At 67.8% G+C, this 20628-nt stretch carries 22 protein-coding genes and 1 pseudogene; 9 read left to right on the top strand and 14 right to left on the bottom strand.

All coding sequences use genetic code 11. The annotated features are described in order from the left end of the window. Window positions 1-116: 116 nt before the first annotated feature. From A5780_RS06605 to A5780_RS06590, 4 genes are read left to right on the top strand one after another with little or no spacing between them, the layout of a single operon-like run. Window positions 117-2561, top strand: coding sequence for a sensor histidine kinase (locus A5780_RS06605; RefSeq protein WP_064908020.1), 2445 nt, complete (start codon window positions 117-119; stop codon window positions 2559-2561). Continuing rightward, complete coding sequence (locus tag A5780_RS06600) at window positions 2539-2964, top strand: roadblock/LC7 domain-containing protein (RefSeq protein ID WP_030514365.1); 426 nt, start codon at window positions 2539-2541, stop codon at window positions 2962-2964. The genes A5780_RS06605 and A5780_RS06600 overlap by 23 nt, the downstream gene beginning before the upstream one ends. Then, window positions 2961-3344: a DUF742 domain-containing protein gene (locus A5780_RS06595; RefSeq protein ID WP_030514366.1), complete on the top strand. Its 384-nt coding sequence runs from the start codon at window positions 2961-2963 to the stop codon at window positions 3342-3344. Before A5780_RS06600 ends, A5780_RS06595 begins: the two co-directional genes overlap by 4 nt. 6 nt (window positions 3345-3350) lie before the next feature. Beyond that, window positions 3351-3932 (top strand): ATP/GTP-binding protein, encoded by a 582-nt coding sequence (locus A5780_RS06590; RefSeq protein WP_030514367.1) that lies wholly within the window; start codon window positions 3351-3353, stop codon window positions 3930-3932. A gap of 30 nt (window positions 3933-3962) precedes the next feature. Here the strand turns inward: A5780_RS06590 and mtnC are convergent, their stop codons facing one another. From mtnC to A5780_RS06570, 4 genes are all read right to left on the bottom strand, one after another. Beyond that, window positions 3963-4694 (bottom strand): acireductone synthase, encoded by a 732-nt coding sequence (gene mtnC, locus A5780_RS06585; RefSeq protein ID WP_064908019.1) that lies wholly within the window; start codon window positions 4692-4694, stop codon window positions 3963-3965. Beyond that, a complete protein-coding gene (locus A5780_RS06580) occupies window positions 4691-5263 on the bottom strand; it encodes an acireductone dioxygenase (RefSeq protein WP_064908018.1) in 573 nt (190 codons plus the stop codon). The genes mtnC and A5780_RS06580 overlap by 4 nt, the downstream gene beginning before the upstream one ends. After that, on the bottom strand, window positions 5260-6972 hold the full coding sequence (locus tag A5780_RS06575; RefSeq protein WP_064908017.1) for a bifunctional S-methyl-5-thioribose-1-phosphate isomerase/methylthioribulose 1-phosphate dehydratase: 1713 nt from the start codon (window positions 6970-6972) through the stop codon (window positions 5260-5262). Before A5780_RS06575 ends, A5780_RS06580 begins: the two co-directional genes overlap by 4 nt. Window positions 6973-7606: 634 nt before the next feature. Further along, complete coding sequence (locus A5780_RS06570; protein ID WP_064903502.1) at window positions 7607-8851, bottom strand: KasA/KasB family beta-ketoacyl-ACP synthase; 1245 nt, start codon at window positions 8849-8851, stop codon at window positions 7607-7609. 39 nt (window positions 8852-8890) lie between these two features. On the opposite strand from A5780_RS06570, the gene A5780_RS06565 reads away from it, so the two are divergent. Both A5780_RS06565 and A5780_RS06560 read left to right on the top strand, forming a co-directional pair. Beyond that, window positions 8891-9475, top strand: a complete 585-nt coding sequence (locus A5780_RS06565) for a TetR/AcrR family transcriptional regulator (RefSeq protein ID WP_063014853.1) — start codon at window positions 8891-8893, stop codon at window positions 9473-9475. Between the two features lie 49 nt (window positions 9476-9524). Next, the gene (locus A5780_RS06560) at window positions 9525-9965 is read left to right on the top strand and encodes an SRPBCC domain-containing protein (protein ID WP_030514373.1); all 441 of its coding nucleotides are present in this window, start codon (window positions 9525-9527) and stop codon (window positions 9963-9965) included. 49 nt (window positions 9966-10014) lie between these two features. On the opposite strand, the gene A5780_RS06555 is transcribed toward A5780_RS06560, so the two are convergent. The 3 genes from A5780_RS06555 to A5780_RS06545 all read right to left on the bottom strand — a co-directional run bounded on the left by A5780_RS06555 (window position 10015) and on the right by A5780_RS06545 (window position 12464). After that, window positions 10015-10239 (bottom strand): hypothetical protein, encoded by a 225-nt coding sequence (locus A5780_RS06555; RefSeq protein WP_082857040.1) that lies wholly within the window; start codon window positions 10237-10239, stop codon window positions 10015-10017. Between the two features lie 35 nt (window positions 10240-10274). Continuing rightward, window positions 10275-11030 carry an HNH endonuclease family protein gene (locus A5780_RS06550; protein WP_064903500.1) on the bottom strand — a complete coding sequence of 252 codons (756 nt, stop codon included), beginning with the start codon at window positions 11028-11030 and terminating at the stop codon, window positions 10275-10277. 315 nt (window positions 11031-11345) lie between these two features. Then, window positions 11346-12464 carry a nitronate monooxygenase family protein gene (locus tag A5780_RS06545; RefSeq protein ID WP_030514376.1) on the bottom strand — a complete coding sequence of 373 codons (1119 nt, stop codon included), beginning with the start codon at window positions 12462-12464 and terminating at the stop codon, window positions 11346-11348. A gap of 335 nt (window positions 12465-12799) precedes the next feature. Here A5780_RS06545 and A5780_RS06540 point away from each other — a divergent pair, with 335 nt between their 5' ends. Continuing rightward, window positions 12800-13249, top strand: a complete 450-nt coding sequence (locus A5780_RS06540) for an SRPBCC domain-containing protein (RefSeq protein ID WP_036523855.1) — start codon at window positions 12800-12802, stop codon at window positions 13247-13249. A 34-nt stretch (window positions 13250-13283) separates the two neighbouring features. Here the strand turns inward: A5780_RS06540 and A5780_RS06535 are convergent, their stop codons facing one another. Genes A5780_RS06535 through A5780_RS06520 form a run of 4 tightly spaced genes read right to left on the bottom strand, consistent with a single transcriptional unit; the run spans window position 13284 to window position 17071 of the window. Beyond that, a complete protein-coding gene (locus A5780_RS06535) occupies window positions 13284-14627 on the bottom strand; it encodes an aldehyde dehydrogenase (RefSeq protein WP_064908016.1) in 1344 nt (447 codons plus the stop codon). Next, a complete protein-coding gene (locus A5780_RS06530; RefSeq protein ID WP_082976314.1) occupies window positions 14624-15304 on the bottom strand; it encodes a DNA topoisomerase IB in 681 nt (226 codons plus the stop codon). Before A5780_RS06530 ends, A5780_RS06535 begins: the two co-directional genes overlap by 4 nt. A gap of 52 nt (window positions 15305-15356) precedes the next feature. After that, window positions 15357-16400 (bottom strand): MerR family transcriptional regulator, encoded by a 1044-nt coding sequence (locus tag A5780_RS06525; protein WP_064908015.1) that lies wholly within the window; start codon window positions 16398-16400, stop codon window positions 15357-15359. Beyond that, window positions 16394-17071 (bottom strand): HEAT repeat domain-containing protein, encoded by a 678-nt coding sequence (locus tag A5780_RS06520; protein ID WP_156769390.1) that lies wholly within the window; start codon window positions 17069-17071, stop codon window positions 16394-16396. The genes A5780_RS06525 and A5780_RS06520 overlap by 7 nt, the downstream gene beginning before the upstream one ends. A gap of 91 nt (window positions 17072-17162) precedes the next feature. Here A5780_RS06520 and A5780_RS06515 point away from each other — a divergent pair, with 91 nt between their 5' ends. Then, on the top strand, window positions 17163-17777 hold the full coding sequence (locus A5780_RS06515) for a bifunctional 2-polyprenyl-6-hydroxyphenol methylase/3-demethylubiquinol 3-O-methyltransferase UbiG (RefSeq protein ID WP_063014786.1): 615 nt from the start codon (window positions 17163-17165) through the stop codon (window positions 17775-17777). A gap of 71 nt (window positions 17778-17848) precedes the next feature. Beyond that, entirely contained in the window at window positions 17849-18310 is a 462-nt protein-coding gene (locus A5780_RS06510; protein ID WP_030514381.1) for a hypothetical protein, read from the top strand. A gap of 7 nt (window positions 18311-18317) precedes the next feature. Here the strand turns inward: A5780_RS06510 and A5780_RS06505 are convergent, their stop codons facing one another. From A5780_RS06505 to A5780_RS06495, 3 genes and pseudogenes are all read right to left on the bottom strand, one after another. Next, entirely contained in the window at window positions 18318-19358 is a 1041-nt protein-coding gene (locus A5780_RS06505) for a fused (3R)-hydroxyacyl-ACP dehydratase subunits HadA/HadB (protein WP_064908013.1), read from the bottom strand. A gap of 235 nt (window positions 19359-19593) precedes the next feature. After that, a pseudogene (locus A5780_RS38905) lies at window positions 19594-19812 on the bottom strand (hypothetical protein); the annotation flags it as partial. 43 nt (window positions 19813-19855) lie between these two features. Beyond that, window positions 19856-20353: a pyridoxamine 5'-phosphate oxidase family protein gene (locus A5780_RS06495; protein WP_063014779.1), complete on the bottom strand. Its 498-nt coding sequence runs from the start codon at window positions 20351-20353 to the stop codon at window positions 19856-19858. Between the last annotated feature and the right edge of the window lie 275 nt (window positions 20354-20628).

The following is a 20628-nucleotide window of genomic DNA, read 5'->3' as shown; positions in this document are numbered from 1 at the left end:
ACACTTGATAATCCGCCCCTGAACTGCAAACTCATACCGGGCCGCAAAAGTCAATATAGGTCTCGCTCAGTGGCATCCGCCCTGAAGTTTGAAACATCGCCCGTTATGTTGTGCCGATGTTGAGAGCGAGGCTCGGTATCCGAACCCGCATCCTGGCCATCGCCGTGATTCCGAGCTTGACATTGCTCGGAATCGGTGTGGGCACAGCGGGTTATCTGGTACGGGAGGGGCAGCACGCCAAGGACTGGGCATCGATCCTGGGCAATGCCAATGTGCACACTCGCGAGATGATCGCCGCGGTCGAACAGGAACGGATGCTGTCGCTGTGGCATCTGGCCGGTGAGCACGGCGACCCCGCCGCTCTCGGCGCGGCGCGCACGCGAGTGGACAACGCCCTACAGGCCCTGGCCGCCACCGAGAACAAACTGATGACCAGCGGTTCGAATCCGATGGGTGACGACACCGGCGGATTCGAAACCCTCAAGAAGCAACTTCCGGCCATTCGCGGCGGGGTCGACGCGGGCGCGCTGCCGATTCCCGAAACCTACGCCATCTACAACCGCATTCTGGATGCCGTCGTCGTCGGCACCAATCTCACCATCCCGACCGCGCCCGACGCCGCGGTCGCCCAGCAGCTCGCCGGCGGTCTGCGCACGCTGCACGCGATGGAGGGCATGTCGCGCAGCGCCGCCCTGACCGCGGCCGAACTCAACGGCCAGATCCTGGCCGGGCAGATGCGCGACGACTACCGCAACCTGGTCGGCTACTACCGCACCGAACTCCCCCAGCTCGCCGCGGATCTCACCGGGCCCCCGGCGGACAAGATCAAGACCGTCATCGCCTCCCCGGCCTGGCAGCAGCTGGCCGCGATGGAGGACTACCTCATCCATCCGCCGGCGCCCAGCAAGAACGGCGAATTACCGCCGCCGCCGATGAGTTTCGCCGATTGGCGCACCTCGGCCGAACAACTCGGCGACCAGCTGCTCGCCGCCTGGCAGTATCAGAACGACCACGCCAACCAGACCGCCGTCGACGACGGCGACCGCACCGCGACCAACTCGCTGTGGGCCGGCGCCGGCGTGCTGGCGATCGCGATCATCGCCTTCCTGCTCTCGCTGTGGCTGGCCAACCGGTTGATCGGGCGGCTCAAGCGGCTGCGCACCGAAACCCTCGCGCTGGCAGAGGTCCGCCTGCCCGAAACGATGCGCCGCCTGAGCGAGGGCGAGAACGTCGATCCCGAGATCGAGGCGGCCCGGCTGGACTTCGGTCACGACGAGATCGGTTCGGTGGCCAACGCGTTCAACCGCGCCCACACCGCGGCCGTCGCCGCCGCGGTCACCGAGGCGCGCACTCGTGAGGGCGTGCGCGCGGTATTCCTCAACATCGCGCACCGCAGCCAGATCGTGGTGCACCGCCAGCTCGAGATTCTCGACGAAGCCGAACAGCGCCAGGAGGATCCGGCGCTGCTCGAGACCTTCTTCCGGCTCGACCACCTGGCCACTCGCGAACGCCGCAACGCCGAGAATCTGATCATCCTCGGCGGCGGCGAACCCGGCAGGCAGTGGCGGCGCCCGGTGCCGCTGGTCGAGCTGGTACGCAGTGCGATCGGTGAAACCCTCGACTACGCGCGGGTTCGCGCGCATCGGATGCCGCAGGTGTTCATCGTCGGCAACGTGGTCGCCGACCTCATCCACCTGCTCGCCGAGCTGGTCGACAACGCCACCTCCTTCTCCCCGCCGCAATCGCGGGTCGAGGTGAGCAGCAACGTGGTCGGCAAGGGCGTGGCGATCGAGATCAGCGATCAGGGCATGGGCATGCCCGCCGACGAACTCGAACGCGCCAACGAGATGCTGCGCAACCCACCGGATTTCGGTGTGGCCACACTGTCGGCCAATTCGCGCCTGGGCCTGTTCGTGGTCGCCCAGCTGGGTGCTCGCCACGGCATCACGGTGCGGCTGTCGGAATCCGACTACGGCGGCATCCGCGCCATCGTGCTGGTGCCGACCGCCGTCGTCGCCGCCGATGCGCCGCTGGCCGACCATCTGCCCGAACGCTTCGCCGGCCGCCGTCCCGAGCCCGCGATGACCGGTGAGATGCCGGCCATCCCCGCGGCCGAAACGACCTCGGCCGCAACGTCGCTGGCGACCCTGTCGCCGCCGCAACCGCAGGCCTGGTCCGATTACCCGCGCACCGACAGCGCGCCACGCACCGACGACCGGAGCTGGGCCGACACCCCGGCCCGGCGCGAGGCTCCGCCGCGCCACGAGCTGCCCGCGACGCCCACCGACCAACCGGCCCGTCGCAGTCCGCAGCGCCCGTCCTACACTGGCAGCGATGCTCGCCCACCGTTGCCCCGCCGTCGCCGACAGGCCAGTCTGGCACCGGAATTGGCGCACGACCCCCAACCCGATGCTGCGTCCCCGCAGCGGCCGCGCTCGGCGGAACAGGCACGAGACCTGATGTCCGCCATCGAGAACGGAACCAGGCAGGGGCGGCGATCGCAGCCCGGCCCCACCCCGGACGAACAGGAAGGCGAAGGTGACTTCTTCCAACGCAGGTGATCTGAACTGGCTGCTCGACGATCTGGTCGATCGCCTGGCCGGGGTGCGCTACGCGGTGGTGCATTCCACCGACGGGCTGCTGCTGGGCCGATCCACGTCGATGAGCCGCGAGGACGCCGAACACTTCGGCGCCATGTCGGCCACGCTGTACGGGCTGGCGCGCAGCGCCGGAAACCGGTTCGACGGGGGCGGCGTACGCCAGGCCGTCATCGAACTCGACCGTGCGGTACTGTTCGTCACCGCGGCCGGTGACAACGCATGTATCGCATTGCAGGCCAACGAGAACGCGAATCTGGGTATGGTGGCCTACGAAATGAATCTGACCGTGCAGCGAGTCGGTGGTTACCTGTCCACCGATCCGCGTAACGGTCTGGCCGAGCACGTGGAGCATAGATTGTCATGACGCGCTTCGGTCAACCGTGGTTCGACGATGCGGCCGGCCCTCTGGTCCGACCGTACGCCGTGACGCGGGGCCGCACCATGGGGGCGGGACACGATCTGGACATGCTCACCCTGGTGGTGACCGTGTCACCGGGTCCGCCGCTGCGGCGCGTCGAACCCGAATACGCGGAAATCGTTCGGCTGTGCCGGACTCCGCAATCGGTGGCCGAAGTCTCGGCGAGACTCAAGCTACCGTTGGCGGTGACCAAGATCCTCGTCGGTGATCTCATCGGCGAGGGTTTGCTGAATTTCCGGGCCCCCGCCCGGACCGACACCGATACCGGCGGGACCGGCGAACTGAACATTTTGCGAGCAGTACTCGATGGAATCCGAAAGCTGTAGAACACCGTGCCTGATATTTCGTCCTCGGCCGACCTGGCTGCCTCGGTCAAAATCCTCGTAGCCGGCGGTTTCGGCGTCGGGAAGACCACCATGGTGTCCTCGATCAGCGAGATCACTCCGCTGCGCACCGAGGAATTGATCACCGAATTGTCCACCGGCATCGACGATCTGTCGGGCGTGGAGGGCAAGACCACCACCACCGTGGCGCTGGACTTCGGTCGCATCACCATCGACCAGAACCTGGTGCTGTACCTGTTCGGTACGCCCGGCCAGGACAGATTCTGGTTCCTGTGGGACGAATTGGCGCGCGGCGCTCTCGGCGCGGTGGTCATCGCCGATACCCGCCGGCTCGAGAACTCCTTCGCCGCCATCGATTTCTTCGAACGGCGCGGACTCTCGTTCGCGGTCGCGGTGAACTGCTTCGACAACGCCCCGGTCTACACCACCGAGGAGGTGCGCGACGCGCTCGATCTCGACGCCCACATTCCCGTGGTGCTCTGCGATGCGCGCGACCGCAGCTCCTGCAAGACGGTGCTGATGACGCTGGTCGAACATCTCATCGCGCGAGCCACCAGCTCGGTGGCCTGAGCGTTCCGAGCGTCGGATCGGCGCGGCCGCTCAGCGGGCGGCCGCGACCGGATCCAGCTCGGCGAAGCTGCCGATCCACCGATGCGGCGGCCGCGGCGCATTCGGCTCCCCGGCACGGGTGACGCCGACCGCTTGCCAGCCCGCGGCCACCGCGGCATCCAACTCGTCGGGATGGTCGGACAGGAACAGGATCTCCCCCGCCGGCACGCCTATCGCCGCCGCGATGCGGCGATAGGACTGCTCCTCGCGCTTCGGCCCGGCATTGGCCAGGTCGAACCAGCCGCTGATCAGCGACGCCAGCTCGCCCCCGCGCGCATACGCGAACCAATCCTGTTGATTGCGTACCGAACCCGACGAATACACCCACAGGGTGAGTCCGGCGCCGTGCCAGGCACGCAGCGCCACGGGTGCGTCGGGGAAGAACTCGCCGAACAGGGCGCCCTCCCGGAATCCCCATGCGCAGATCACCCCCTGCGCGGTCTTCAGCGGCGCCGCCTTGACGTCGGAATCGAGCCAGCCGCACAAGATGCCGGCGATCTCGTCGAGACCGGCGTCGGGCCGCCCGGCCAGGTCACGGGTCTGCTCGATCACGGTCTTCGCGGTGCCGTCGGAGTCCTCCGCCAGCCACTGCGGCAGTCGGCGGCGGGTGTAGCCGTACAGATCTTCGCGGACCGAGCTGGTGGGGCTGGTGGTGCCCTCGATATCCACGACGACCGCCCGGATCGGCCGTGCCCGGTTGTCGTCTCGATGTTCGTCGCTCATGCGGCGACGAGCTCGTCCAGCGTCGGAAAGCCCTGTGCGATGAGATCGCCGGTGAAATCGCCGATCCAGCCGTCGACCTCTTCGAAGAACCGGATCGCCACGAAGTCCGGCCGGGTTCCCATATCGAACCAGTGTCGCGTCCCCGCGGGCACCGACACCAGATCACCGCCCTCGCACACGACCGCGACTACCTCCGGTTCCAGGTGCAGGTAGAAGCAGCCGCGACCGGAGACGAAGAAGCGCACCTCGTCCTCGGCGTGGCGATGCTCGGACAGGAACTTCTGCCGCGCCGCGCGGGCCTGCTCGGGCCACTGCGGATCGCTGTCGTCGGGATGCAACCGGGCCAGATCGATGTGGCGGTAGCGGCCGTCGGCGTTGAGATCGTCGATCCGATCCCGGTAGTGGCCGAGGATCTCCTCGGACGCGATGTCGGCGGTCACGGCCTGAGCGGGCCAGCGGTCGAAAACGATTCCGCGCGTGGCGAGCTCGGCCGCGATGCGGTCCGGGTCGGTGGTGTGCAGGCGCACGTCGGCCGGATCGGTATCGGCCGCGATATGCAACAGGGTCATTGCGGTTGCTCCTCGAGAATGCGGTCGGTGGAGATGTCGCGGCGCCCGGTGAGCGACACCAGTTCGCACAGGGCTTCCAGGCATTCCGCGCGGTCGCGGGCCTGCGCGAGATCGGCGCCCCAAGCGGTGATGCCGTGCCCGGCGATGAACAGCACCGGCGGGGCCGCCGGATGTGCGCGCAGATACCGGTCGATCTCCGCGCCGATCAGCGACACGTCGGCGTGGTTGGGAAATACCGGAATGTCGATGGTGTCGCCGGAGCGCAGACCCTTGATCAGTTCGAAACCGGTGAACCGCATCGGGTTCGGGGCGCCGACGGAGGCCGCGGTCGCCCGCGGTGAATGTACGTGCACCACCGCCGCGGCCTCGGTCGTGCGGTAGATCGCGGTGTGGATCGCGGTCTCCGCGGAGGGACGGCGGTCTCCGGCGATCGGTTCGGAGTTCTCGATCCGCACCCGGACCATATCCGCGGCGGTCAACTCGCCTTTGGACAGGCCGCTGCCGGTGACGACCGCGGTGGAATCCGGGGCCGTATTCGATGCCACCCCGGAAGCGCCGTCACGGACGGAGATGTTGCCGGCGGTGCCCGGCATCCAGCCGCGGGCGTAGAGGTCGCGCGCCAGGGTCGCGATCGCGGCGGCGCTCGGCGAATCGGCGGGGTCCTGGGCACCGGAATCGTCGGCGCGGGAATCGTGGGCCACGATCGCCTGCGCCGCAAGCGGATTCGCCTCGTCGATCAGGCCGTGCTCGGTGACCACGGCCGTCACCAGTTCGGGCGGTGTGACGTCGAAAGCAGGGTTGAAGACCGCGGTGCCCTCGGGGGCGGCCGCGTAGTCACCGACGTGGGTGATCTCGGCCGACCCGCGCTGTTCGACGACGATGCCGGCGCCGGTCGCGGTCGCCGCGTCGCGCGTGGATTCGGGGGCCACCACGATGAACGGGATGCCGTGATGGCGAGCGGCCAGTGCCAGTCCGTATGTGCCGATCTTGTTGGCCACCGAGCCGTCGGCGGTGATGCGGTCCGCTCCGACGATCACGCAGTCCACCTGCCCGGTCGCCATCGCCCAAGCGGCGGCGGAGTCGACCGTGAGCCGATGCGGAATGCCGGCCTCGGCCAGTTCCCAGGTGGTCAGGCGCGCGCCCTGCAGCAGCGGGCGGGTTTCGTCGACCAGGACGCTGTCGATCACGCCGCGCGCGTGCAGCACCCGCAGCGCCCCGATCGCCGTGCCGAACGCGGTGGTGGCCAGGCGGCCGGTGTTGCAGTGGGTGAGCATCCGCAGGGGACGGTCCGGGCACAGCCGTTGCACCAGGTCGGCGGCGTGTTCGGCGGCGGCCCGGTTGACCCGGCCGTCTTCGGCGAGCAGAGCCTCCGCCTCCGCGAGCACCCCCGCCGCGCCGCCGTCGTCGAATTTCGCCAGGGCTCGTCGCACGCCCCAGGACAGATTCACCGCGGTGGGCCGGGCGGCCTCGATCCGGACGGCCTCGGCTCGGACCTGTTCGGGATCGCCGGGATGGGCGAGCGCGGCGAGGGCGACTCCGAAGGCGCCGGTCACGCCGATCGCGGGGGCGCCGCGCACGGCCAGGGTCGCGATCGCGTCGATCACCTGGTCGACCGTCGTCAGCCGCAGCGTGCGCACCTCGTGCGGCAGCGCGCGCTGATCGATCGTCACCACGGCACCGTCGACCCACGTGATCGAACTTTCACCCATTCCGCGCACAACCCTCACCACTCGACCCTGCTACCCCTCAAACGGTAGCGAATCAGAGGCCATCGGCCCGCACCAGGTTTACCCTCGCCCGGATCCGATCCCCTGGCTGCCGGCGGCGGTCGTGAGCACTCCCGACAACGGCAGTGTGTGCAAACGTGCACCGCGTGCACGGCGGCAGGAGGTCCGACTCCGCTGTGGCGCTCGTCGCGAACCGTCGCGATCCGGCATGTGCGTGCAGCGAGTGGCCGTCTGTACCCGTCGGTGCGCACCGCGGTGACGGCGTCGGCAACCGCCCGGCGCGGACTGCAGTGACAACGTCTGCGGGACACCTCGGCGGTACGCGCCGGCGGCGCGACCCAGTGCTGCCGGCACGCCGATCTCGCCGGGCGCACTCGTCGGCCCAGGGTGATGCAGTCGGCGGCATCACGGTCGACCGGCCCCGAACCTCCCGTCCGCCGAACTCGCTCGAAGATGCTGCCGGTCAGGGTTTTCCGTCGCTGTATGGGCGAAATGTCGTGCCGTTACCGCAGTTCCGGAGCAGTTTTCCACAGTCGGCGTGCCATCCACAACAATCGGTGGACAAGCGTGAACAGCGGTTGTTCCACATCGCCGGAGCTGCCGCGGTTCCAAGACCTCAAGCGCGTCCGAATGCGAGTGTGACGTTGTGTCCTCCGAAGCCGAAGGAATTGCTCAACGCCTGTGAGATTCGCTGTGGACGAGCGATCCCGTGCACGATGTCGAGTTCCACGCCGGGGTCCGGATTGTCGAAATTCAGTGTGGGAGGCACGGTCTGGTCGCGCAGTGTGCACAGGGTGAGGATGGCCTCGAGCGCACCCACCGCACCGATGGAATGGCCGAGCGCGGATTTCGGCGCGTACACCGAGGCGTGCTCGGCCACGGCCGCAATGGCATTGGCCTCCGAGGCATCACCGATCGGTGTCGAGGTGGCGTGCGCGTCGATGTGGTCGATATCGGCAGCGGTCAGTTCCGCGGTGGCGATGGCCTTGCGCATCGCCCGGGCCGCGCCGGCGCCGTCGGGGTCGGTGCCGGTGATGTGGTAGCCGTCGGAAGTGATTCCCGCGCCGAGAATTCGGCCGTGCACGGTGGCCCCGCGGGCCCGGGCGAACTCCTCCGATTCCAGAACCAGCAGCGCCCCCGCCTCTCCGAAGACGAACCCGTCGCGATCGCGGTCGAACGGCCGTGAGGCCAGGCCGGGTTCGTCGTTGCGGGTACTCATCGCCCGCATCATGGCGAAGCTGGCGATCGGGATCGCTTCGATATATCCCTCCACGCCACCGGCGATCACCACGTCGGCCTCCCCCGTGCGAATCAGCCGCCACGCGTGCGCGATCGCTTCGGCACCCGACGAACACGCCGAGGTCGGCGCGTAAACGCCTGCCTTCGCGCCGAATTCGAGCCCCACCCGGGCGGCCGGCCCGTTCGGCATCACCATCGGAACCGTCAGCGGCGGCACCTTGCGATATCCGCCCTCGCGCATCGCGTCGACCGCCGTGAGAAAGGCATCGCCGCCGCCGAGTCCGGTGCCGACGGACACCGCCAGGCGTTCGGCGTCGACCTCCGGTGTCCCCGCCTCCGACCAGACCTGGCGGCCCAGTACCAGCGCCAGCTGCTGCACATAGGAGTGCCGGCGCTGTTCGATGCGGGTCAGGTGAGCGCCCGGATGTTCGGTCAGCCGCCCGCCGATCCGCACGGGCAGGTCGTACCGCGTCACGAATTCGTCGGTGAGCGGGCCGATCCCGCTCTTGCCTGCCAGCAGTGCCGACCAGGTGCTGTCGAGGTCGGGGCCGAGGCAGGTGGTGGCGGCCATGGCGGTGACGACGACGTTCCGCGACGTTTGTGTAGCAGTCGTTACACTCATGCGGATATGAATACCCGTAGCGACCGCTACAGTCAACATGTGCCTCGACCACTCGACCAGGCCCGGCGCGCGGAGCTGCTCGCCGGGGTGATCGCCTATATCGGCGAATACGGGTTGACCGAACTGTCGCTGCGTCCGCTGGCGGAATATCTCGGAACCAGCTCGCGCATGTTGATCCACTATTTCGGGACCAAAGAACAGATGCTGATCGCGGCGCTCGAGACCCAGCGCCCCGATATCGCGGGCATGTTCGCCGACGTTCCCGATCTGCCGGCCCTGCGCCGCCGCCTCATCGAATCGTTCAGCGTCAACATCACGACCGAATGGGTGTCCAGCACGCGGGTGCTGTTGCAGGTGATGGGGGTGGCCGCGGTGCCCGGCAGCCCCTTCCGTTCCTACGGTGAGGACGCCGTGCACGTGCTGGTCACCGCGCTCACCGATGTGCTGAGAAGCTTCGACCCCACCGTCGCCGATCCGGAATCGACCGCCACTCTGCTCGTTTCGGGCGTGCGCGGGTTGCTGCAGGATCGGTTCGTCACCGGCGACACCGCCCGCGTGTCACGCGCGGCGCGGTTGCTGATCACCCAATCGCTCACATTGCCCGAACCCGGTGCCGGTCGATGAGCGGGCCCGCGGTATCGCTGATGGAACAAGTTTCAGTATTGTTGCCGCCATGGCTTTCGTGATCGATGACACCGTGGAGATCGACGCACCCGCCGAGGTGGTGTGGAAGGTGCTGACCGACCTGGGCAGCTACGGTGAATGGAATCCGTTCGTCGCCGAATGCCGCAGCACGCTCGAACCCGGCGACCCGATCGAGATGCATGTGCGGCTGGGTTCGCCGAAGCCGCGCAAGCAGGTCGAATACGTCCGGACCCACACCCCCGGAACCGAATTCAGCTACAGCATGAAGCCGGTACCGCTGGGCATCCTGCACAGCCTGCGCTCGCACACCGTGACGCCGCTCGACAACGGGCGTACCCGGTACCGGTCGCATTTCGAACTGGGCGGCTTGCTGGGGCCGGTTGTGACGCTGGCGCTCGGCAAGGCGCTGCATTCCGGATTCGGCGGCATGACCGCGGCGGTCAAGCAGCGCGCGGAATCGCTGCGCTGAGCATCGATGCGCGCAGCGTCGCGGACGGTCGACTTCTGGGGCCGGGCGCTCAGGCCTCGAACGGGATCGTGTTGCCCGCGGCGTCACGGTTGCCGCGACCGGCGTCGATCGCGCTGACGAGTTCGGCGACGTCGGTCCAGGTGCGGGCGGGTTCGCCATCGAGATTGCCGATGTGATACCAGGTTTCGGTATCCCGATAGCGAACCAGTCCCCTGCCCTGCTCGTCGACGGTGACATCGAGTTCGCCGGACACCGTCCCTTCCTCGTCGGTCATGACGGCGGCCTTCCCGGTGATTTCGATGATGTCGCCTATGTGAACTCTCCTCGGTGGAGGCAGTCGTCGACCGCGGTGCGCAATGCGGTCTGTTCCGCCGTGTCGATGGTCAAACCGTATTTTACCTTGATGCGAATGTAGCGCTGAACGTACTCGCACCGGAACACGCCGGGTGGCAGATAATTCGCCGCATCCTGGTCACCCTTGGACCGGTTGGCCGACGGGTCGGAGGCGACCAGATTGATCGCGTCGTTGGCGATATTGCGGCGCGTATCGGTATCGGCGGATTGCGCGCCGGAACGCCAGGCCTCGGCCAGCGGGACGATATGTTCGGCGTCGACTCCGGCGGGGTCGGTGATCCATTTGTAGGGCTTGAGTTTTCCGGTCTTGGCGTCGAGTACGCCGTAGCGGTCGCGCCAGCCGCCGTCCTTGCCGAGAGTCAGTTTGCAGGTCGCGGCGTCGAGGGTCACCGATCCGGTGGCATCGCGCAGCATCATCACATCGCGGGTGGTGCATTTGGCGTACTGGGCGTATTTGTCGCCGAATCCGTGTTCGGGAGTGTTCTGATCCCAATGCGGGAATTGTTCGCGGCTGTACCCGGTCATCGGCGCTTCCGGTGCGACCACGAGTTTGCCCAGCAGGGCGTTGACTTCTTTACCGGAAAAGGTCGCGGCGGCAGCGGAATCGGGTTTCGGATCGTTCTTCTTGCCGGTGTCGTCGATGAAGCTGTACACCACGGCCAGCACGACGGCGAGGAGGACGGGCGCCACGATCGCGGCCAACCGGCGCATACCGGGAGAGGATATCTTCACCACCGCGCCCCGATCGTGTCGCCGGTCGCGCACCGGGGGCCGCGGAATGCCCGGGGCCGGAAAGCGGTGCCTTCGAGCGCAATCCGAGCAAACTTCCGGACGGTGGGGTTCTGATCAACTTGCCGGCCGCATTCGTGCCGTTCACCATATGTACTTCTCATCGCGCATACAGAGTGTCAACCGGCACCGGCAAACCGCAAGTGCACCAGTTGCTTCCGTAGCCGCTTCGATATGGAGTCCAGGCCGGAGAGAACTGTCCGGCAGGGCGCGGCGGGCCCTGCCGGACAGGCTTGTTCAGCTGTTGAGCTTGTTCAGCCGCTCGCAGGCCTCGAGGTATTCCTCCATCAGGCGCTGCATGACGTCGGAGGTCCGCTCGACCTTGTTCATCATGCCGACGACCTGGCCGACGGGGTTGAAGTTGACGTCCTTGGCCGCCTCGGGATAGCGGTGGCCGCGCTTGACGCCGTCGAGGGCGACCATCATCTGCAGCGGCATGCCCAGCGGATCCGGGGTGTCCGACCGCTCCCACGCCTCGGTCCAGTCGTTGCGCAGCATGCGGGCCGGCTTACCCGTCCACGCCCGCGACCGCACGGTGTCGTGGCTGGTGGCATCGATGTAGGTCTGCATCTGCGCGGGCGGCACATTGGCCTCCTCGACGGTCAGCCAGATCGAACCGGTCCACGCACCCGCGGCGCCCATCGCCATGGCGGCGGCGACCTGGCGGCCGTTGCCGATACCACCGGCGGCGAGCACCGGCAGATCGCCGACGGCGTCGATCACCTGCGGCCACAGCACGAGAGAGGAGATCTCACCGCAGTGGCCGCCGCCCTCGGTGCCCTGGCAGACCACGAAGTCCAGGCCGGCGCGCTTGTGGTTGAGCGCATGCTTGACCGAGCCGCACAGTGCGCCGATCAAACGGCCGGAGTCCTGGACCTTCTTGATGATGTCGTCGGGCGGGGTGCCTAGCGCGTTGGCGACCAGCTTCGCCTTGGGGTGTTTCAGGATGACGTCGACCTGCGGACCGGCCGTGGTGGCGGTCCAGCCCAGCAGCTGCTCGTGATGTTCGTCCTCGGGCAGCTTCGGGACGCCGTGGTCGGCGAGGATCTTCTCGGCGAAATCCCGGTGGCCCTGCGGAACCAGTTTGGCCAGTTCGGCTTCCAGCTGCGCGGGGCTCAGCCCGTCGATGCCCTTGCCCTCGTACTTGGACGGGATGACGAGGTCGACGCCGTACACGCCGTGCACATGTTCATCGAGCCAGGCCAGTTCGACCTCCAGCTCCTCGGCGGTGAAACCGACCGCCCCCAGGACGCCGAGCCCGCCGGCGTTGCTCACCGCGGCGGCCACGTCGCGGCAATGGGTGAAAGCGAAGATGGGGACATCGATGCCCAGTCGTTCGCAGATCTCGGTATGCATGGCGGGGTGACTCCTCTGGTCTTCCGGCGCTGGAACTTCGCCACAACACTAGAACACGTTTCATATTCAGACTAGTGACTCATCGGTCAGGAATCGAGAGCTGAGCCGAAAATGCCGGTCGACGGCGGTTACACGCCGTTGTCGAGGAGGGGGTCATCGACCCGTTTTCGTCATTCAGTGTGGGCAACATGTTCTAGTTGGTGGTTGATCGACCGCTATTCGAGTCTGCGCCATCCGGACGCGCGGCAACCTTTGCCGACCGGCCGGTTCCGCCTGCGCCGCCCGGAGACGTGGAATGCTCGTGCCATGGATGTGATCGGGCCGGGGGTCTGCCGGTGACCTACGAATCGGAATTGGATCCGGCCGCGGTGGAGATCGGCGGGTTCTTCCCGCACCCTCCGGCACTGCTGTGGCGGGCGCTGACCGAACCGGATCTGGTCGAACGCTGGCTGATGCGGTCGATCGGGCTCGAACCGGTGGTGGGCACACATTTCATCTTCGCCGTCCCGACCGAGCCGAGCGCGGAGATCGCGTGTGAGGTGCTGGCGGCCCGCGCGGGTGAGCAACTGACCTACACCTGGATCGACCTGCGGGCGAAGTTTCCCGCCCGGTGGGTGGTCGACTGGGTGCTCGAGGCGCAGGGGCGCGGGACGCGAGTGTTGTTGACGCAGACCGGTTTCGACATCGGCGATCGGCGGCAGAAGATGGCCCGCAACGCGATGGAGCGGGGATGGCGGGGCACCTTGAACCGGCTGCACGAGGTGCTCGACGAGGTCGAATCCTGACCCGGTCGAATTGTGTGCTCTGCCGGGTGAACGCTCAGCGCCGCGGCGGCGCGGGCTCCATGTGCACCACCTTGGTGGTGGTCATCTCGTCGAGAAGTTCGGGGCCGTAACCGAATCCGGTGCCGGATGTGCCGCGCGGTTGTGCCGCGCCGCCGGGTGCGCCACCGAAGACCGAGTTGATCTTCACCGTGCCCACCGGCAGTGTGCGCCAGGCCTGTTGCATATGTTCCATCGAGTCGGTCAGGACCGTCGCCGCCAAGCCGTAGTCGTCGCGGCATGCCGCATCGAGGCCTGTCGCGAAATCCGCGACCACCTGGACGGGTGCGATCGGCCCGAAGGTCTCCTCGCGGACGACGCGCATTCCGGGGCGGCAGTCGGTGAGCACCGTCGCCGGATAGGCCGTGCCGGGCCCCTCGGGAATGTGCCCGCCGACCAGCGCTTTCGCGCCCGCTGAGAGCGCTTCCCGCACGTGCGCGTGCACCTGCGTACGCAACCGCTCGTCGACCAGCGGTTGCGGATCGAGATTCCACCGCCGCGCCTGTTCGCACAGCGCCGAAACGAACTGCTCGGCGACATCGCGATGCACGTAGATCCGCTCCACGGAGACGCAGATCTGCCCGGCGTTGGCGAAGGCGCCCAGTGCGGCCTGCTCGGCGGCCCATACCGGGTCCACATCGGCGTCGACGATCAGCGGATCGTTTCCACCGTTCTCCAACAGCACTTTCGCCCCCGTGCGCGCGCCGGCCGTGGCGATGGTGCGCCCGGTGGCGGTGCCGCCGACGTGGGCCACCACATCCACGCCGGGCAGCCCGGACAGTGCCGCGCCCACCCGGCCGTCACCGCGCACGGTCTGCAATACGCCGTCGGGGCAGTGCGTCTCGAGCAGTCGCCCGAACAGCTCACCGGTTCGAGGGCACCGTTCACTGGGCTTGTGCACCACCGCGTTTCCGGTGGCGAGCGCGGCACCGACCAGCCCCGCCGCGATGGCGACCGGATCGTTCCACGGTGTCAGGGCGACCACCACGCCGCGCGGCTGCGCGATCATGAAATCCGTTGCGTCCCAACTGCCCTGCAGAGTGTGGCCGCGATGGACGGGCCCCAGCTCGGCGTACTGGTCGAGCGTGCCGGCGCCGGCCAGCGCCCCCTCCCGGCCCGAGGCCGCCGGGCGGCCGGTCTCGGCTTCGAGGGTGGCGGCGAGCTCGTCCGCGTGCTCGCGCAACGCGGCAGCCCCGGCGCGCAGCGCCTCGGCTCGGCTCGCCGCGGGCGTGCGGGCCCAGCTCGACTGTGCGGTGTGCGCGGCGTCCACGATGGTCATCAGGTCCAGGTTTCCCGTCACCGACTCGGCCTCGATGCGGGTCGCGTTGTCGATCTCGGTCATGGGCGTGGAGTACCCCGGCGTTCTCCGGCAAACTTCTCGGCACCGGGGTGTTGCCCAATGCCTCGGCCACCTCGGTCATCACCTGCCGCACGGCGCTGTTGCGACGACGCTGCGAATTCGGGCAATCGGTGGCCGCCAAGCCGGCGGCGGATTCCGCCTTTGGCCACATAGTCGAATCGCATCTCCTTCCCCGAGACCCGGACCTGTTCGTGCAACAGCGTGGCCACGCCGCGGGTGCCGTTCTCCTCGGCGTATTCCTCACTGCCAATGCGGAAGACGCCGCGGTCGAGCAGGCCGATCACGACGGCCTCCACGCGGCGCCGATCCAAGCCGGGACGCCGCAGATCGGCGCCGACCTGCTCGCGCAGGCTCGGTAGCTGTGCCGCCACCTCGAGCATGCGGTCGAACTTCTCCTCGTCGCATCCTCGCCGCCACTGTTCGTGATACAGGTACTGCTGCCGCCCCGCCGCGTCCACCCCGACCGCTTGAATGTGCCCGTGGGCGTGCGGGCAGATCCACACCTTCCGCCAGGCCGGCGGGATCACCAGGTCGTCGATGCGTTGCGTCGCTTCGGGATCGGTTACCGCGAAGCCGTTCTCGTCGACATAAGCGAAGCCCTTGCCCCGCCGGACCCGGCCTATTCCGGCACCGTAGGGCGTGCTGCGCCGCAACCGCATCACGACACTCCTCTCGTCCCGCGCATCGCGCGATACCCCGCGCGGGACGCGATCATGCGAGTTCGGTGGAACCGCGGTCGCCGCCGCGGGGCGCCGGTGGCTCTTGTTCGAGCGTGCGGACGAGAGCCGCGGCGAGCAGAGCGACCGTCCGATCGTCGTCGTTCATCAAGGGCCGCAACGTATTCAGTGCGAGGGAGCCGGGCAGCTCGGCCAGCGCCTGGGTGAGCCGGAGCCGCACCGGTGAACCCGGCGGGTGCGCGGCCAGCTCGCCGGCCAGCGCATTCAGAATGTGATCGGCCCATTTCGCGTCCCGGGCCAGCGATCCCAGGAGTTCGGCGGCCTCGACATCGTTCGGGCCCTCGATCACGGTGGCGACGAGTTCCGGAACCGCTCGGGTCTCCCCGCGCGCGCCGAGGGCGAGGGCGGAGATCCTGCGGACGGTCGGGTCCGCGCCGGTGAGCGCGTCCAGTAGCACCGCGCCGGCCTCCTCCCCGGGTATCTCGGCCAGTGCCGAGGCCGCCCGCCGCCGGACCTCGACATCGGCGGAGTCCAGGCCGGAGGCCACGTGCAGCACACCTTCCGCTCCGGCCCGGGCGAGCGCCCACCGCAGCGCTCCGGCGACATAGGGATCGGATTCGGTGAGCACCGCCTCGGCGAGCAGTTCGGCCGGCATCTCCTCGGCCGGGGCGAGGACGGCCTGCTGCCGCCGGGCGGCATCGGACGACCCCAGTCCACGCAGGAGCTCGACGATGCGCAGCGCGTCCTGCCAGCCGGAGGGTTCGGCCGCCTCGACCGCACGCAGCCGTTCGAGCAGCTCCCGGTCCCGGCTCAGCCGTTCTTCGGTCGCCCGCACGAGGTCGCCGACCAGTGCGGACGGTGTGAAGCCGGGGTCGTCGAGGGCCCGCCCGATCTGAGTCAGGGACAAGCCCAGCGACCGCAGACCCTCGACATGGAAGATCCGACGGATGTCCTCGACGGAATATTCGCGATAGCCGCCGACGGTGCGGCCGGTCGGCCGCACCAGCCCCAGGGAGTCGTAGTGCCGGAGCATGCGGGCACTCACTCCCGAGTAACGGGCCACCTCGCCGATCAGCACGCGGTCGACTCCTCCCGGTCCGGTCCGAGCGCACGGACCCGTCTGGCCTGGTCGATCGCGAGGTCGAAACCGGCGTCCGGATCGTGCAGCAGGACTTCGGTGGCGCGCGCGTGTGCCCGCACCACCGGATCCGGGTTCGTCATCGCCGACCGCAGGACCGGCTCGACAAGCTCGCCCAAGGCGACCAGGGCGCGGCTCAGACTCAGCCGCACCTCGCGGTCACCGCGGCCGAACTGGGTCGCCAACGTCTGCGCCAGCACGTCCTTGTCGGCGTCGGGCACCAGGACGACGGCGGCCCGCCACGCACTGCGCGCGACGTCGTCGTCGGCGTCCTGCAACAACGACCGCGTGATCGCGGGCCAGGCGCTGCGATCCCCGATCTTGGACAGGGTGTGCAGCGCCTGGCTGCGCGCCTGGGGACGGTCCGAACCCAGTTGCGCACGCAGCTTCGGAACCGTCACCGCAGCCGGAAACCGGGTGAGCGCCCAGGTGAGCATGTCGCGCACGAAGAAGTCCGGCTCGATCGCGCACCGCTCGACCAGCGCATCGACGGCGTCGGCCGCGGGACGGGTGCCGAGCGCGAGCGCCGCCTCGAGCCGTGTCGACGAGTTGTCCGCCGCCAGCGCGTCGAGTAGTCGCATGTTCTGTGGGTTCCTGTGTGTCGAAGTCATCGGGACCACCTCCGGCAGTCAAGTGAAGACCTTGTCACGATGGCAAGGTCAAGTACACGCACCGGACCGAGAGAAGAAGAGGCAACAGACCATGAGCGGACGCACGCCCAGCCAGTGGGAAGAGATCACTGCGGCCGATCCGGCACATTCGACGTGGTACGTGGAGCGCTTCCGGGCGATGGCGGCCGAGGGCGCGGACATCGTGGGCGAAGCGCGCCTGATCGATGCGATGGTCGGGCGCGGTAGCCGGATTCTGGACGCCGGATGCGGGCCGGGGCGGCTGGGCGGCTACCTGTATCGCGCCGGACATGTCGTGGTCGGCGTCGACGTCGACCCGGTGTTGATCGCCGCGGCGGAACAGGACCATCCCGGTCCGACCTGGCTGGTCGGTGACCTCGCCGAACTGGATCTGCCCCGTCGCGGGATCGAAGCCGGCTTCGATGTGATCGTGTGCGCGGGCAACGTGATGACGTTCCTGGCGCCCTCCACCCGAGGCGCGGTGCTGTCCGGTTTCGCTCGCCATCTGGCGCCGGCCGGGCGAGTGGTGGTCGGATTCGGCGCCGACCGCGGTTACGATTTCCCGCAATTCCTGGCCGACGCCGAAGACGCCGGACTGCGAGTGGATCTGCGGCTTTCGACATGGGATCTGCGCCCGTTCACCGACGACTCCGGCTTTCTGGTGGCGGTGTTCTCGCGCGCGGAGTGAGACCGCGCCTGCCCGGTTCGCGACGCGCGACGCTGTAGAGTTCGACCGACACACTCGCGGAGGAGTTCGCCATGACCTACACAGTGGACTTCACGACGGTATCGACCGAAGGCCTCGAATCGTCCCCGGTCGCGGACGCATTGGCCGGCCTGCGCGCCAACGAGGCCCGATACTTCAAGAACAAGTACGACCACGTCTTCACCGTGGAGCCGGCCAAGGAGGCCCAGTCGACCGTCGACTGGGTCAGCCGGATCCTCGAGGACGAACGCGGCATCGTCATCGCCTCCCGTCCGCTCGAGGCCACGGCCTTCGAAGCGGACGGCATCCGCTTCGCCTACGTCTTCTACGAAAGCGGCCTGTCGATCAACGTCATGTATTCGATCGACGATTCCGGTAAGCGAGCGGTGGGTTTCAAGCTGTCCGACGGGATGGAAATCCCCACGGAACTCTCGTCTTTCAAGTTCGCGAGGCAGAAGTCGAAGCTGGCGGGCACGATCCGCGGCTCCTACTTCGTCATCAAGAACCAGTACTGATTCGCGGTCAGGCCAGGCGGACATCCGCCGTGGCAAGGCCGAAAACCTTGCGGCCCGCCGACTTCGCGACGATGACGACGACCGCCGTCCTGGTCTCGGGATCGATCGACTTGATGCGACCCGTGAACTCCACCGTGCCGGCGGCGTCGGCCTCGATAACGGTGTAATTCGACAGCCGGACACCGTATCTGATCACCGCGCCCGGGTCACCGAGCCATCCGGTGACGAAGCCGGCCCCCAAACCCATCGTGAGCATGCCGTGCGCGATCACGTCGGGAAGTCCCGCGAGCGCGGCGATCTCGGCATGCCAATGGATGGGATTCGCATCCCCGGAGACCCCGGCGTAATTCACCAGATCACCGCGCGTCAGGTTCACCGACCGCGCGGGAAGTTCGGCACCGACGGCGATGTCCTCGAATCGAAGCGCGGTATGCGGGGTGCGCGTGCGTGAGACAGGCGAAAGGCGCACCGCGGCACCGGAATCCGAGTCTGCCGGCGGCACGTTCACCTCCGCGGTAGCGGTCGTGATCCGGGGAATGGTGTCGAGACCGCTCATGACGACGCGTTCGATCGTCTCGCTGATCTCGGCGCCGACGTCCGCACCGGTGAGGCCGAGGACGGTCGTGTGCATGATCTGCGCGATGTCACCGGATCCGTCGGTGAAGGTGTTGGTGATGGTGAGCAGATCCCTGCCCCCGATACGACGCACCGAGGACAATTCCACATCGCTGACCAAGCGGTCGCCGGTGAGCACCGGCTTGTACATCTCGAATACCTGGTCCGTCTGCACGACCACGTCGTAGCCGTTCATGACGTCCTCCAGCAGCCGGCGATTGGCCAGCATCGCGACGGTGGAGATGAAGGTGGTCGGCGCGATGAGCCCGGCGTATCCGAGCTCACGGGCGGCGTCCTCGCTCCAGTGTGCCGGGTGGAAGTCCTGTACCGCTCGCGCGTACTCGCGGATCTTCTCCCTTCCCACCTCGTAGAAGTCGTCCGTGCGATAGCGATGCCCCACCAGCCCGGTCACATCGAACGTCGCCTCCACCAAGGCCTCTCCTCCATTCGGATCACGTCGACACTGGCACCGGCAGCACCGGATTCACGAGTGAGACATCACCTTCTCACACGACACCGGCTTCGGCGCGCGGCGCGAAGCTCACTCGGTAGATGTCGTCGGGCGGTCGGTCGACGGCGCAGCAAGGTCCGCACCCGTGCGGCCTCGCGGGTGAGGTGGTCACGCTCCGGCACGCTGGTGGCGGCGGCCGATGCCGCGGCGTACAGGTCGGCTGCCCGCCCGCACCGGGCGCCGCGGACAACTCACCGGCCAGTTCGAGCGCCCACTCGATGATCGACGTACTCGCCGGGGTCTGCACTCGTGCGGCGAAGTCTTCCATGTATTGCACGTGGGCGGTGATCTCCTCCGGGGCCCACTGATCCATCGGTACGTCGTTGACCGCCGCGGGCGCACCCCGATAGTGCTCGAGCAGTAGGTATTCGGGCATCATCGTCTCCTCGGTGGGCACGGCACGGAACCGGCCGTGATGATCAGGCCCGCTGACGTTCGGCCCGCTGCCGGACCAGTTCCTCGACCGCACTGGGCAGAGTGTTGTCGAAGTCGATGAGCTTCACCCAGGTCGGGGTGATGACGATCCGGACCATGCCGTCGTAGAGCGAGCGGACTTCCGCCTCCCACTCCACGCGCTGTTCGGGGGTCATCTCGTAGCTGCCGTTCATCTGCAGGTATTCCTCGGGGATGCCGTCGACGACGTCGAGTTCGGCATGTCCGCGCAGAAGAAGGATCTTCGGCGGATGAACCTCGGTGTCGATCGTCAGCGCGACCTGAGGATTGTGCCGCAGCGAGTGCAGTTTCGGGGCGTTCTTCGTCGTGCAGAGCACGATCTGCGAGCCGTTCCAGGTGAACGCGATCGGGACGTTGCGCGGGGTGCCGTCCTTGGCGACGTACGCCAGACGCAGCAGGTCGCGGGCCAGCAACTCCCGGCTGATCGGGCGGTCGAGGATTTCGGTGATCTCGTGCTGTTCCATGACTGTCGCTCCTGTGTCGGTGGTCGAGCGGGCCGTTCTCGGTTGCTCGTATCTCTGGGACGGAGCCGGTTCGGCGTTCTCGACATCGGTGGCGAATGTTTGACGAAATATTTTCGAGGCGTCCGTTCCATCCGAGTCGGTCGATCCCGTGCGTTCCGATGCTCGCACCCCTGGGACGGAGCCGCCCGAGACCGTAGGCGGCGCCACGAGAGTGGTCTAGTATCGAACATGTGTTCGAATCGGATGAGGGGGCGGAGGAAGGGGGCCGTCAGGGG

This window comes from Nocardia sp. 852002-20019_SCH5090214 (assembly GCF_001665865.1).
In the GTDB taxonomy this organism is placed as follows: domain Bacteria; phylum Actinomycetota; class Actinomycetes; order Mycobacteriales; family Mycobacteriaceae; genus Nocardia; species Nocardia nova.
This window is presented reverse-complemented; position numbering and strand designations above follow the sequence as displayed.

What these genes read in the sequence shown, in the direction of transcription:
- A5780_RS06605 (WP_064908020.1), top strand. Translation starts at nt 117, where the DNA reads ATGTTGAGAGCGAGGCTCGGTATCCGAACCCGCATCCTGGCCATCGCC.
- A5780_RS06595 (WP_030514366.1), top strand. Translation starts at nt 2,961, where the DNA reads ATGACGCGCTTCGGTCAACCGTGGTTCGACGATGCGGCCGGCCCTCTG.
- mtnC (WP_064908019.1), bottom strand. Translation starts at nt 4,694, where the DNA reads ATGAGCGACGAACATCGAGACGACAACCGGGCACGGCCGATCCGGGCG.
- A5780_RS06580 (WP_064908018.1), bottom strand. Translation starts at nt 5,263, where the DNA reads ATGACCCTGTTGCATATCGCGGCCGATACCGATCCGGCCGACGTGCGC.
- A5780_RS06575 (WP_064908017.1), bottom strand. Translation starts at nt 6,972, where the DNA reads ATGGGTGAAAGTTCGATCACGTGGGTCGACGGTGCCGTGGTGACGATC.
- A5780_RS06570 (WP_064903502.1), bottom strand. Translation starts at nt 8,851, where the DNA reads ATGAGTGTAACGACTGCTACACAAACGTCGCGGAACGTCGTCGTCACC.
- A5780_RS06560 (WP_030514373.1), top strand. Translation starts at nt 9,525, where the DNA reads ATGGCTTTCGTGATCGATGACACCGTGGAGATCGACGCACCCGCCGAG.
- A5780_RS06555 (WP_082857040.1), bottom strand. Translation starts at nt 10,239, where the DNA reads ATGACCGACGAGGAAGGGACGGTGTCCGGCGAACTCGATGTCACCGTC.
- A5780_RS06550 (WP_064903500.1), bottom strand. Translation starts at nt 11,030, where the DNA reads ATGCGCCGGTTGGCCGCGATCGTGGCGCCCGTCCTCCTCGCCGTCGTG.
- A5780_RS06545 (WP_030514376.1), bottom strand. Translation starts at nt 12,464, where the DNA reads ATGCATACCGAGATCTGCGAACGACTGGGCATCGATGTCCCCATCTTC.
- A5780_RS06535 (WP_064908016.1), bottom strand. Translation starts at nt 14,627, where the DNA reads ATGACCGAGATCGACAACGCGACCCGCATCGAGGCCGAGTCGGTGACG.
- A5780_RS06530 (WP_082976314.1), bottom strand. Translation starts at nt 15,304, where the DNA reads ATGCGGTTGCGGCGCAGCACGCCCTACGGTGCCGGAATAGGCCGGGTC.
- A5780_RS06520 (WP_156769390.1), bottom strand. Translation starts at nt 17,071, where the DNA reads ATGACTTCGACACACAGGAACCCACAGAACATGCGACTACTCGACGCG.
- A5780_RS06515 (WP_063014786.1), top strand. Translation starts at nt 17,163, where the DNA reads ATGAGCGGACGCACGCCCAGCCAGTGGGAAGAGATCACTGCGGCCGAT.
- A5780_RS06510 (WP_030514381.1), top strand. Translation starts at nt 17,849, where the DNA reads ATGACCTACACAGTGGACTTCACGACGGTATCGACCGAAGGCCTCGAA.
- A5780_RS06495 (WP_063014779.1), bottom strand. Translation starts at nt 20,353, where the DNA reads ATGGAACAGCACGAGATCACCGAAATCCTCGACCGCCCGATCAGCCGG.